Genomic DNA, 12,447 nt, shown 5'->3' with positions numbered 1-12,447 from the left:
TTGGTTAGAGCGCTGTGTTGATAACGCAGAGGTCCCAGGTTCGAGTCCTGGATGGCCCATGACAAAGAAGACGTAGGTCTTCTTTTTTTGTGCAATGGGGTGTGCACACACTGTTTGCTAAGTCGCATACCGCATACGAATTGCTTCTTCGGTCTGTTACTAAGTCATGTACAGATTTTTCTGCCGATTTGGTGATTGAGCGCCACCTTATCTTGCCTTTTTCAATCAAAATAGCTATACTAAAGCTAAGCAAATATCTGTTATAAGTAGATAAACTTAGAGAGGCTCTGGTTGGTGTAAAGGGTCATATCGAAACTCCGACAGATTTACGTTAGCGAGTAATGTCGCTCGGTTTACCACCGTTATCAGGCCTCAATTGAGTGCTGCATGACTTGCAGAACTAGGGTGGTACCACGGATTGCGCTTTTTTCGTCCCTTGACTAGAGATAGTTGGATGAAAAAGCGCTTTTTATTATCCAAAAAAGGAGAGAAACCCATGTTAGATTTGAAGTACTTACGAAAGAATCAGGAAGTTGCAACACAAAAGTTAGCAGATCGTGGTGTGCAAGATGGCGTCTTAGCTGATTTATTAGCTGCAGACCAGAAGCGACGAGACGTGATTGCCAAGGTGGAAGAGCTCAAGGCTAAGCGGAATGAAGCATCTGATAAGATTGCCTTTGCTAAGCGTCAAAAAGAAGATGCCTCAGCTGCCATTCAGGAAATGCAAGCCGTTGCCAAGGAAATCAAGGACCTCGATCAAGAGTTAGAAGGCTTAGATCAAGCGGTTAAGGACCAGGCAGCACACTTGCCAAACATTGCCGAGGATGACGTGCCAGTTGGTCCTGATGAAGAAGCAAACGTTGAAGTCAGAACCTGGGAACCTGCTGATTACCAAGGCCGCCCGGTGGTTAAGACCGAAGCACCAGCCTGGTTGAAGCCTCACTATGAAATCGGTGAGGACTTGGGGATTTTGGACTTCGAACGTGGAGCCAAGGTTTCTGGTGCACGGTTCTTGTACTACGTTGGTGATGGTGCTCGTTTGGAACGAGCATTGTATAACTTCATGCTTGACCAGCATCGTGAAGAAGGTTACACCGAAATGATTACGCCAATCGTGGTGAACGATTCAGCCATGTTTGGAACTGGCCAGTATCCTAAGTTCCAAGATGATGCCTACCGGGTGGAAGGGTTGAACCAAACCTATATCCCAACGGCCGAAGTATCTTTGACAAACTACTACTCGGGAGAAACAATTCCTGCAGAGGACTTGCCAATCTCCATCACGGCTTTGTCACCATCTTTCCGAAAGGAAGCCGGTGCTGCGGGTCGTGATACGCGCGGATTAATTCGTTTGCACCAATTTAATAAGGTTGAAATGGTCAAGTTTGCCACGCCTGACCAATCCGATCAAGAATTGGAAAAGATGACAAACAATGCCGAAAATATTCTGCAAAAATTAGGTTTGCCATATCACGTGATTACGCTGTCAACGGGGGACATGGGCTTCTCCGCGGCCAAGACGCATGACTTGGAAGTTTGGTTGCCAGCCCAGGGCATGTACCGTGAAATTTCTTCTGTATCAAATACCCGTGACTTCCAGGCTCGCCGGATGCACATTACTTACCGGAATGAAGATGGTAAGTTGGAATTGGTTCACACCTTAAATGGTTCCGGTTTGGCCGTTGGTCGAACAGTGGCTGCCATCTTGGAAAACTACCAAAATGAAGATGGAACAGTAACGGTTCCAGAAGTTTTGCGTCCATATTTGGGTGGCCAAGAAACATTGCAGGCAACACCACATCATTAAAAACAACCAAGCTGTCGGCTGATTTCAGACTGCCAAGTCTGTTATTTCCACGGCTTTTTTGCTATACTAGGCTGTAGTATTCTTAAATTTTAATGAACATTTTGTGATGAAGGGAGTGTGTCCGTTTTTAACGGTCACCGATATAAGCATGGTTAATCCAGTCCGTAAACTTTACGACAATTCAAAGCGTCAATTAAAAAAGATTGAAAAGGTTGCTGACCAGGTAGAGTCATACGCAGATACGGTTGCTGCCCTGTCTGATGAAGCCTTGCAAAAGAAGACGCAAGACTTTCAAATTCAAATTCAAGCAGCTTTAGCTGGCAAGACAACTTCAGCTGAAAAGCAAAAGGCAACGGCAAAAGAGCTTGACGTCCTTTTGCCTGAAGCCTTCGCGGTGGCAAGAGAAGGTGCTAAGCGTGTCTTGGGCCTTTATCCATACCGAGTACAAATCATGGGTGCCATCGTTTTGCATGGTGGAAACCTAGCCGAAATGAAGACCGGTGAAGGAAAGACATTAACGGCCACAATGGCAGTTTATTTGAACGCATTGGCCGGCCAAGGTGTCCACGTTGTGACGGTGAACGATTACCTTTCAAAGCGTGATGCGGAACAGATGGGTCAACTCTATAACTGGTTGGGTCTGACTGTTGGTGTGAACGTTGGTGATGCGGCTCCTGATGAAAAGCGGGCTGCTTACGACGCTGATATCACTTATTCAACAAACTTTAATATTGGTTTTGACTACCTCCGTGATAACATGGTTACTCGGGCAGAAGACCGCGTGATGCAACGTGGTTTGAACTACGCTTTAATTGATGAAGCGGATTCAATTTTGATTGATACGGCACGAACACCATTGATCATTTCTGGTCCTGGTTCAGGGGTTTCACCTTTGTACCAACAGGTTGACCGATTTGTTAAGACCTTAACTCGTGACGAAGACTATAAGGTCGATGAAGAAAGCAAGAATACTTCACTCACGAGTGAAGGAATCAAGAATGCTGAAGTCTTCTTTAACTTGGATAACTTGTACGATGCGCAAAACACAGCTTTGACTCACCACGTGGATCAGGCTTTGCGTGCCAACTTCAACTACTTGAACGATAAGGATTATGTTGTTCAGGAAGGTGAAGTTAAGTTGATTGATCAGTCAACGGGTCGTATTTCAGAAGGGACTCGTTTGTCTGATGGTTTGCACCAGGCCATCGAAGCTAAAGAAGGCGTCGAGGTTCGTGAAGAAAATAAGTCAATGGCTCAAATTACGTACCAGAACCTCTTCCGGATGTACAAGAAGTTATCTGGTATGACTGGAACGGCCAAGACGGAAGAAGAAGAATTACGCGAAATCTATAACATGGAAGTCGTTGAAATTCCAACCAACCGGCCAATCCAACGTGAGGACTTGCCTGATTTGCTCTACCCATCATTGAAGACTAAGTTTAATGCGGTTATCAATAAGGTAGCGGAATTGCACAAGAAGGGCCAACCCGTCTTGTTGGGAACAGGTTCAGTTGAATCTTCTGAATTGGTGGCGAAGTTGTTGACGGCGCACAAGATTCCACATAACGTCTTGAATGCCAAGAACAACGAGAAAGAAGCCGAAATTATCGCCAATGCGGGTCAACGTGGTGCCGTCACGGTGGCAACGAACATGGCCGGTCGTGGAACTGATATCAAATTAGGCCCTGGCATCGATGATTTGGGTGGCTTGGCCGTGATTGCCACGGAACGTCACGAATCACGTCGAATTGATAACCAGCTGCGTGGTCGTGCTGGTCGTCAGGGAGACCACGGATCTTCACAATTCTTCTTGTCATTGCAAGATGATTTGATGATTCGTTTCGGTGCCGAGCGAGTGCGGACGATGCTGCAACGAATGAACATGGACGATGAAGACACGGTGATTACTCACCGCTGGATTACGCGTTCGGTTGAATCAGCTCAAAAGCGAGTTGAAGGAAACAACTACGATACTCGTAAGAACGTCTTGCAGTATGATGATGTTGTTCGTGAGCAGCGTGAGCTGATTTATCGTGAACGTGACCAAGTTTTGGACGAAAAGAAGAGCTTGGATGATGTTTTGTTGCCAATGGTTAAGCGGACAATCAACCGTGTGGTTGATGCCCAAACGCCTGGTAAGGATCAAAAGGAATGGGATTTGGATGCCCTTTCTGCCTTTGTAGAAACGTCATTAACATCTAAGGACCTCGGTGCTGTTCGTTTGCAAAACTTGAACCGCCAAGAAATCAAGGACCGTTTGTACCAGTTGGCCCTTGATAACCTGGCTGAAAAGAAGCAAGACTTGCAGGAAGCAGAACAATTGTTGGCCTTCGAGCGCATTGTTATCTTGCGAACAGTTGACCAACACTGGACAGACCATATTGATGCCTTGGATCGTTTGCGCCAAGGAGTCGGCTTGCGTGGTTACGGCCAGTTAAACCCATTGGTGGAGTATCAAAACGAAGCCTTTGCAAACTTTAATCGAATGATTGCTGATATCGAATACGATGCTACCCGGACCTTTATGAAGGCCGAGATTCGTACGAACTTAACAGCGTAAACAAAAAGCGAACGCTCAGTTCGCTTTTCTTATGTGGGAGGACCCGCCATGGAAACAGTGGCAGCCAAACAGGCGCTAACAGCCATCCAAGAGGATATCGAACGTTTTGCCAAAACGTTGGATTTGGATGCGCTAACAGAAGAAATTGCTGATTTTGAATACCAAATGACAGAACCGGGCTTTTGGGATGACCAAGAAAAGGCCCAGGGAATCATTGAACAAAGCAATGTATTGAAAAATCGGCGTGATTCTTTCTTGAACCTATCCGAACAGGCTGATGAAATTGAGGTCTTAATCGAGATGGTGGAAGAAGACCCCGATGATGAAGACAGCCAAGAAGAATTAACCAACTTGGTTGAAAAGACGCAAAAAGATGTTGAGGCCTATAACCTGGAGCAATTGTTGACGGGTGAATACGATGCCAACAATGCCATTTTGGAAATTCATCCTGGTTCTGGTGGAACCGAGTCAACCGACTGGGGAGCCAACTTGTACCGGATGTATACTCGTTGGGCTTCAGCCCATGACTTTAAGGTTGATGTTTTGGATTATCATGCCGGTGATGAAGCTGGGATTGATTCAGCGACCTTGAAGATTACTGGCCACAATGCCTACGGCTTTTTGCGGTCTGAAAAGGGTGTTCACCGCTTTGTTCGAATTTCGCCTTTTGATTCTGCTGGCCGTCGGCACACTTCTTTCGTTTCCGTTGATGTGATGCCGGAATTGGACGACAGTATTGAAGTCGAAGTTCGCGATGATGACATTAAGATGGATGTCTTCCGTTCCGGTGGAGCGGGAGGACAGAACGTTAACAAGGTTTCAACGGGTGTCCGTTTGACCCACGAACCAACAGGAATCGTTGTTTCTTCAACCGTTGAACGAACACAATATGGTAACCGTGATTACGCCATGCGCCTCTTGAAGGGAAAACTCTATCAGTTAGAGTTGGAGAAGAAGGAAGCGGAACGGGCGGCCTTGTCCGGGGAAAAGATGGAAAACGGCTGGGGATCTCAGATTCGTTCTTATGTAATGCACCCTTATCAGATGGTCAAAGACCACCGGACCAATTACGAAAGTAACCAACCACAAGAAGTTTTGGATGGCGATTTAGACCCATTGATTAATGCTTATCTCCAATGGCAACTAAGTCTGAAGAATCCAGATTAAAACACAGAAAAGAAAACCAGGAATATCCTTGGTTTTCTTTTTCTTATTTCAGAATTATTTCCGAAAAAATAAACTTGCGTTATAATATGTACCAATATCGGATTTGACATTCCCCGTTATGATATAAGGAGGGAAAATGGAAAACAAGTATACTAGTTCTGCAGAAAACGTCTTGTCATTGGCACAAGACCAAGCAAAGTATTTTCAACACCGTGCCGTTGGGACGGAACACCTACTCCTAGCCTTGTCTTTGGAACAAGCGGGCGTGGCGGCTAAAGTTTTGGCTGAATTTAACGTCAATAGTGACAAAATCAAAGAGGAAATCGAGCGGTTTACGGGCTATGGGATGGACCAGGATGCCAACCAGGAATCCTACTTGCCATACTCACCCAAGGCGGCTTCGATTTTGAAGTGGGCCGCTGATCAAGCGGATTTGATGGGGCAGGCTGAAGTGGGAACGGAGCACTTACTCCTGTCACTGCTCCAGGATTCAAGCATCTTGTCATCACGCATTTTGATTGGTTTAGACGTCAACTTGAAAGACATGAACAAGGCAATTTTGCGGCGCCTGGGCGTAACTGATTTACGCAAACAGGCCAAACAGCAGAAAGCCAAGGAGTTGGGCACGCCCACTTTGGATAAATTAGCTCGGGACATGACCGAAGTTGCCAAAGCTGGTAACTTGGATCCCGTCATCGGTCGCGATACTGAGGTCCGGCGTGTTGTCCAAATTTTGTCTCGGCGGACAAAGAACAATCCTGTCTTAGTTGGTGAACCAGGTGTTGGAAAGACTGCGATTGCCGAAGGATTGGCCCAGCGCATTGTGGCCGGTTTGGTGCCGGATTCTTTGAAGAAAAAGCGCCTGATGGCCTTGGATATGGGGTCATTGGTCGCGGGTACCAAGTACCGTGGTGAATTTGAAAGCCGATTGAAGCAAGTTATCGAAGAAATTGAGGCGGATGGGCATGTGATCCTCTTTGTTGATGAATTGCATACCCTTGTTGGTGCCGGTGGCGCTGAGGGCGCCATTGATGCGGCCAACATCTTAAAGCCTGCTCTTGCCCGTGGCGATTTGCAAATGTTGGGTGCGACTACCTTTGATGAGTACCAACAATACATTGAGTCTGATGCCGCCTTGGAACGCCGTTTTGCCCAGGTAACGATTAATGAACCGTCAACGGCCGAAGCAATTACCATCTTGAACGGGATCAAAAAGAAGTTCGAGAACTTCCACCAGGTTGATATCGAGCCAGAAGCTGTTGAAGCAGCTGTTAACCTATCATCACGGTATATTACCGGCCGGTTTTTGCCTGATAAGGCCATCGATTTAATGGATGAAGCGGCAGCAAAGGTGCGGATTGACGATGTTGATCGGGCAACACCGCTCCACAAGGACCGGATTGAACTGGTCAAGATTCAAAAGGCCAAGGATGAGGCCATTGCCGCAATGGACTTTGAAAAGGCTGCTGATTTGCGCTTGAAGGAAATGAGCTTGCGGAAGAAGATTGACCGCGCTTTGCTTCGCAAGGAAAAGAAGCAAGAAAAGGACCAAAGCTTTGGTTTGAAGGTGACGCCGGCCAATATTGCCCAAGTCATTTCTCAACAAACCGGGGTACCGTTGACTCAGGTTGAAAAATCAGAATCCGATCATTTGGTGAACTTGGAAAAGGAATTGGGTAAGCGCGTTATCGGTCAGAAAAAGGCGATTTCAGCGATTTCCCGTGCCATCCGTCGTTCACGGTCAGGTCTGTCTGATCCGAACCGCCCAATTGGAACTTTCCTATTTTTGGGCCCAACTGGTGTTGGTAAAACCGAGTTAGCCAAGGCTCTGTCCGAAATCATGTTTGGTTCGGAAGACAATATGATTCGGGTTGATATGTCCGAGTATCAGGAACAGTATTCTGCCTCACGACTGATTGGTTCAGCTCCTGGTTATGTTGGTTATGACCAAGGTGGGCAATTAACGGAGCAGGTCCGTAACCATCCTTATTCCATTATTCTTTTGGATGAGGTGGAAAAGGCCCACCCAGACATCTTTAATTTGATGTTGCAGGTCTTTGATGATGGCTTTTTGACGGATGCGAAGGGCCGGAAGGTCAACTTCCGCAATACCGTGATTATCATGACCTCGAACTTGGGTGCAACTCGGTTGCGAGACGAGAAGATGCTTGGCTTTGGCTCAACTGATTTGAAAAATGATGACCAGGCCGTGGCCAAAAAGATTCGCGAGACGGTTAAGGAAACTTTCCGCCCAGAATTTATCAACCGAATCGATGAGGTCTTGGTCTTTGATGCATTAACCAAGGACGAGGTTCGACAAATTGTGCGCTTGATGACCAAGTCATTGCTCCGCCGAGTAGCAGAGCAAGGCATTAAGGTTAAGATGACGATGGCTGCAATCGATGCCATCGCTGACGCTGGCTATGACCGCGAATACGGTGCAAGGCCAGTTCGGCGGGTTATCCAGACCGAGGTTGAGGACCGGCTTTCAGAGGCGCTTCTAGACGGTGAAATTACCACGGAAGATGTTGTTACGATTGGTGCCCAACACGGTCAAATTAAGTTAAAGATTAAGAAATGCGAAATGCCTGAAAAAAAGGGCGAACTCGTTAAGGAATAGCACGACAAATGGCCACCAGAGTGGTAACAATCTGGTAGCCCGCGTGCATAGAGCTAGCAAAAACGAGCTTTTGATAACAGAGGTTAAGCCCCCAGGGTTTGACCTCTGTTTTTGTGTCAGCAAGTGCCTGAATCGCTGCCAGTCCTATGTTAAGAGAGGGCTAAGCAGTCCGGCCAAAACGAAACCGACAAACAAGAAGGGGATGAAGGGCAGGCGTCTTTGCTGATTTTCTTGTTGAAACGCTAAATAAATCAGCGCAGTGGTACTGGAAAAAAGTAAGAAAAGGGGGAAGGCCTGCTCGGTTAGAACAAAAAAGCCGATTGCTAAGACTGGTATGTCACCTGATCCGAGAAAATCACGGTATGTCAACCATAGGACTAAAATAATCAAAGCAGTGAGAAGCCAACCGATAGGGGTAATGACCGAATGAAATTAAGACGGCAACCCACAGCCAGGCTAACCATGCTGAGCAGGTCATGGTGGACCAATCTTCCTTGGCTAAATAAAGTAAAAGGTATGCAGAACCAAGAACCCACAGGTTATTCTGGTGAAAGAGAACTGTGAGGAAAAGCGGCAGAATTCCTTCAAGGATCGCCAGTAATTGCCAGTTGGCAAAGTGGTGTTTGCAGTAACGACAGCGTCCCCTCAAAAACCAAGCCGAGAAAACGGGGATGAGGTCATGCCAAAACAGAATGTGGTGACAACTGAAACAATATGAGCGTTTTGTCCACAGAAAAAGATTTTGACTGGACCGGTCGGCCAGGCAAAAAATCAGTGAGACGATGATTAAGTTTGTTAAATATAGTAAAATGTTAGTCATAGGGAGTTAGACGAAAGTCGACCCTAAAAATTAAAATCGGCCCTTAAAAAACTAGCAAAAAGCCCTTGACATTAGCTCTAAACCTGCTATTATATTCAACGTGCTTTTAAGTCATTAGTCCTTTTGCGCGGGTAAAACCGGCAAAAGGCCTGTGTAAAGGCAAGTCGAAGCAGGACTTCCAGGAGCACTTTTGTTTATGAACAAAAATGATACGCCTGGAACTGTGAAAAAACAAGAATGAAGGAGTATAGTAGGATGCCTACAATTAACCAATTGGTTCGTAAGTCACGTAAGTCTCAAGCGACTAAGTCAAAGTCACCAGCCTTGAACTTCGGCTACAACTCAATGAAGAAGAAGGCAACAAACAATGTTGCCCCACAAAAGCGTGGAGTTGCGACTCGTGTCGGAACTTTGACACCAAAGAAGCCTAACTCAGCTTTGCGTAAGTACGCTCGTGTACGTTTGTCAAACTTGTACGAAGTTACTGCTTACATCCCAGGTATTGGTCACAACTTGCAAGAACACTCGGTTGTTTTGATCCGTGGTGGTCGTGTTAAGGATTTGCCTGGTGTGCGTTATCACGTTATTCGTGGAGCCTTGGATACTGCCGGTGTTGACGGCCGTATGACTTCACGTTCAAAGTATGGAACGAAAGCTCCTAAGAAGTAAGGAAAGGACAACTCATGCCACGTAAAGGTTATACGAAGCGTCAGGAAGTTTTGCCTGACCCAATTTACAATTCAAAGTTAGTTTCACGTTTGATCAACAAGTTGATGGTTGATGGAAAACGCGGAACTGCTTCAACTATCTTGTATGCAGCTTTTGACCGCATCAAGGAAACTACTGGTAACGAACCATTGGAAGTTTTCGAACAAGCAATGGAAAACATCATGCCAGTTTTGGAAGTTAAGGCCCGCCGTGTTGGTGGATCTAACTACCAGGTGCCAATCGAAGTTCGTCCAGACCGTCGGACTACTTTGGGCTTGCGTTGGTTGGTAAATTACGCTCGTTTGCGTAACGAACACACAATGGAAGAACGTTTGGCTAAGGAAATTATTGACGCAGCCAACGAAAACGGTGCTTCTGTTAAGAAGCGTGAAGACACACACAAGATGGCTGAAGCCAACCGTGCCTTCGCACACTACCGTTGGTAGGATTTTCGTAAAAGTGGACTTTGGTTCGCTTTTACGGGCCTACTAATAGGCTCATAATTTTTAAAAAAGCGAACAAATATTGCTCGCTTTTTGTTGCAACTAGGATAAAAAATTAGGAGATCATCATGGCAAAGCGTGAATACCCGCTTGATCACACTCGTAATATCGGTATCATGGCCCACATCGATGCCGGTAAGACGACGACGACAGAACGAATCTTGTACTATACAGGTAAGATTCACAAAATTGGTGAAACACACGATGGTGCTTCACAAATGGACTTCATGGAACAGGAAAAGGAACGTGGAATCACGATCCAATCAGCCGCTACTACTGCTGTTTGGCGTGGATTCTTCGACCAATACGAAAAGAACCCATTCCGTGTTAACATCATCGATACTCCAGGTCACGTTGACTTTACAATCGAAGTTGAACGTGCCTTGCGTGTCTTGGATGGTGCCGTAGCCGTGTTGGATGGTGCTGCTGGTGTTGAACCACAGACTGAAACTGTTTGGCACCAAGCTACTACTTATAACGTTCCCCGGATTGTTTTCGTTAACAAGATGGACAAGTTGGGTGCTGATTTTGAAATGTCAGTTAACTCAATGCACGAACGTTTGCAAGTTAACGCTGAAGCTATTCAATGGCCAATTGGTGCAGAAGATGACTTCGAAGCCGTTATTGACTTGATTGAACAAAAGGCTTACTACCCAACTGATGACTTGGGTTCAACTTGGGAACCACGCGAAATCCCAGCTGACTACCAAGACATCGTTTCAACAAAGCGCGAAACTTTGATTGAAGCCGTTGCGGATGTTGACGAAGAATTGATGGAAAAGTACCTTGAAGGTGAAGAAATTTCTATCGATGAATTGAAGGCTGCTATTCGTCGTGCCACATTGAATTTGGAATTCTATCCTGTTTTGGCTGGTTCAGCCTACAAGGATAAAGGTGTTCAAATGATGTTGGATGCCGTTGTTGATTACTTGCCAGGTCCTCTAGAAGTTCGTCCTTATGTCGCAACTGACCCTAAGACTGATGAAGAAGTTGACTTGGTTGCCGATGACTCAAAGCCATTTGCTGCCTTGGCCTTCAAGATCATGACGGATCCATTCGTTGGTCGTTTGACATTTATGCGTGTTTATACTGGTACTTTGCAATCAGGTTCATACGTACAAAACACTTCTTCAGATACTCGTGAACGTGTTGGTCGTTTGCTCCAAATGCACGCTACTTCACGTACTGAAATTGAAGAAGTCTTCTCAGGTGATATCGCTGCTGCGATCGGTTTGAAGAACACAACTACCGGTGACTCTTTGACTGCTGTTGATCACCCATTGGTTTTGGAATCAATGGAATTCCCAGAACCAGTTATCGAATTGGCCATCGAACCAAAGACAAAGGCCGACCAAGACAAGTTGGCTACTGCTTTGCAGAAGTTGGCTGAAGAAGATCCTTCATTCCGTGCCACAACTAACCAGGAAACTGGTGATACTTTGATCGCCGGAATGGGTGAATTGCAGTTGGACATCATGGTTGACCGTATGAAGCGTGAATTCAACGTTGAAGCCACTGTTGGTGCCCCACAAGTTGCCTACCGTGAAGCCTTCACGAAGGACGTTAAGGCGCGTGGATTCTTCAAGCGTCAGTCTGGTGGTAAGGGACAATATGGTGATGTTTGGATTGAATTCTCACCAAACGAAGAAGGTGCTGGCTTCGAATTCGAAGATGCCATCGTCGGTGGTGTTGTTCCTCGTGAATACATCCCTTCAGTTGAAGCAGGTTTGAAGGATGCCTTGAACGCTGGTCCTTTGGCAGGCTTCCCATTGGTTGACTTGAAGGCCAAGTTGTACGATGGTTCTTACCACGATGTCGATTCTTCTGAAGCTGCCTTTAAGATTGCCGCTTCATTGGCTTTGAAGGAAGCTTCAAAGACTGCCGGTGCCGTTATTTTGGAACCAATCATGGCTGTTGATATCGTTGTTCCTGAAGAAAACCTTGGTGATGTGATGGGACACGTTTCTGCACGTCGTGGTTTGATTGAAGGACAAGAAAACCGTGGACCTGTTTTGGCTGTTAAGGCACAAGTGCCTTTGTCAGAAATGTTTGGTTATGCAACGACTTTGCGTTCAGCTACGCAAGGACGTGGTACTTTCCAGATGGTCTTCGACCACTATCAAGCCGTTCCTAAGAACGTTCAAGAAGAAATTATCAAAGCACAAGGTAAGGAAGCTTAATTGCTTCTTTCACTCATTGTCTGAAAACCAGGTTGCTGCGGCAGCCTGGTTTTTTGTTTCCGATAAAATTTTAAAGTTTGGT

8 protein-coding genes are annotated in these 12,447 nt (G+C 46.0%); 7 read left to right on the top strand and 1 reads right to left on the bottom strand.

The genetic code is table 11. From position 1 onward, the window contains the following. Positions 1–496 precede the first annotated feature (496 nt). The 4 genes from serS (at position 497) to AOQ32_RS05405 (ending at position 8,154) form a co-directional block, all read left to right on the top strand. On the top strand, positions 497–1,807 hold the full coding sequence (serS, locus tag AOQ32_RS05420; RefSeq protein WP_059393932.1) for a serine--tRNA ligase: 1,311 nt from the start codon (positions 497–499) through the stop codon (positions 1,805–1,807). Between the two features lie 148 nt (positions 1,808–1,955). Further along, entirely contained in the window at positions 1,956–4,367 is a 2,412-nt protein-coding gene (gene secA, locus AOQ32_RS05415) for a preprotein translocase subunit SecA (RefSeq protein WP_059393931.1), read from the top strand. A gap of 48 nt (positions 4,368–4,415) precedes the next feature. Next, positions 4,416–5,534, top strand: coding sequence for a peptide chain release factor 2 (gene prfB, locus AOQ32_RS05410; RefSeq protein WP_059393930.1), 1,119 nt, complete (start codon positions 4,416–4,418; stop codon positions 5,532–5,534). Between the two features lie 136 nt (positions 5,535–5,670). Continuing rightward, on the top strand, positions 5,671–8,154 hold the full coding sequence (locus AOQ32_RS05405) for an ATP-dependent Clp protease ATP-binding subunit (RefSeq protein ID WP_059393929.1): 2,484 nt from the start codon (positions 5,671–5,673) through the stop codon (positions 8,152–8,154). Between the two features lie 355 nt (positions 8,155–8,509). Here AOQ32_RS05405 and AOQ32_RS05400 read toward each other — a convergent pair whose 3' ends face one another. Further along, positions 8,510–8,974 (bottom strand): prepilin peptidase, encoded by a 465-nt coding sequence (locus tag AOQ32_RS05400; RefSeq protein WP_083994428.1) that lies wholly within the window; start codon positions 8,972–8,974, stop codon positions 8,510–8,512. Positions 8,975–9,229: 255 nt separating this feature from the next. Between AOQ32_RS05400 and rpsL the strand changes: the two genes are divergently transcribed. The 3 genes from rpsL to fusA all read left to right on the top strand — a co-directional run bounded on the left by rpsL (position 9,230) and on the right by fusA (position 12,365). After that, positions 9,230–9,643, top strand: a complete 414-nt coding sequence (rpsL, locus tag AOQ32_RS05395) for a 30S ribosomal protein S12 (RefSeq protein ID WP_047975034.1) — start codon at positions 9,230–9,232, stop codon at positions 9,641–9,643. 14 nt (positions 9,644–9,657) lie between these two features. Continuing rightward, positions 9,658–10,128 carry a 30S ribosomal protein S7 gene (rpsG, locus tag AOQ32_RS05390; protein WP_047975033.1) on the top strand — a complete coding sequence of 157 codons (471 nt, stop codon included), beginning with the start codon at positions 9,658–9,660 and terminating at the stop codon, positions 10,126–10,128. Positions 10,129–10,253: 125 nt separating this feature from the next. After that, the gene (gene fusA, locus AOQ32_RS05385) at positions 10,254–12,365 is read left to right on the top strand and encodes an elongation factor G (RefSeq protein WP_059393928.1); all 2,112 of its coding nucleotides are present in this window, start codon (positions 10,254–10,256) and stop codon (positions 12,363–12,365) included. Positions 12,366–12,447: the final 82 nt, after the last annotated feature.

The organism is Fructobacillus tropaeoli (assembly GCF_001047135.2).
Classification (GTDB): domain Bacteria; phylum Bacillota; class Bacilli; order Lactobacillales; family Lactobacillaceae; genus Fructobacillus; species Fructobacillus tropaeoli.
Note: the sequence above shows the minus strand (reverse complement) of the source record. Positions and strands in the feature narration are given on the sequence as shown.

Bases quoted from the DNA above. Each gene is read 5' to 3' on its own strand.
- serS (WP_059393932.1), top strand. From the start codon at position 497: ATGTTAGATTTGAAGTACTTACGAAAGAATCAGGAAGTTGCAACACAA.
- secA (WP_059393931.1), top strand. From the start codon at position 1,956: ATGGTTAATCCAGTCCGTAAACTTTACGACAATTCAAAGCGTCAATTA.
- prfB (WP_059393930.1), top strand. From the start codon at position 4,416: ATGGAAACAGTGGCAGCCAAACAGGCGCTAACAGCCATCCAAGAGGAT.
- AOQ32_RS05405 (WP_059393929.1), top strand. From the start codon at position 5,671: ATGGAAAACAAGTATACTAGTTCTGCAGAAAACGTCTTGTCATTGGCA.
- AOQ32_RS05400 (WP_083994428.1), bottom strand. From the start codon at position 8,974: ATGACTAACATTTTACTATATTTAACAAACTTAATCATCGTCTCACTG.
- rpsL (WP_047975034.1), top strand. From the start codon at position 9,230: ATGCCTACAATTAACCAATTGGTTCGTAAGTCACGTAAGTCTCAAGCG.
- rpsG (WP_047975033.1), top strand. From the start codon at position 9,658: ATGCCACGTAAAGGTTATACGAAGCGTCAGGAAGTTTTGCCTGACCCA.
- fusA (WP_059393928.1), top strand. From the start codon at position 10,254: ATGGCAAAGCGTGAATACCCGCTTGATCACACTCGTAATATCGGTATC.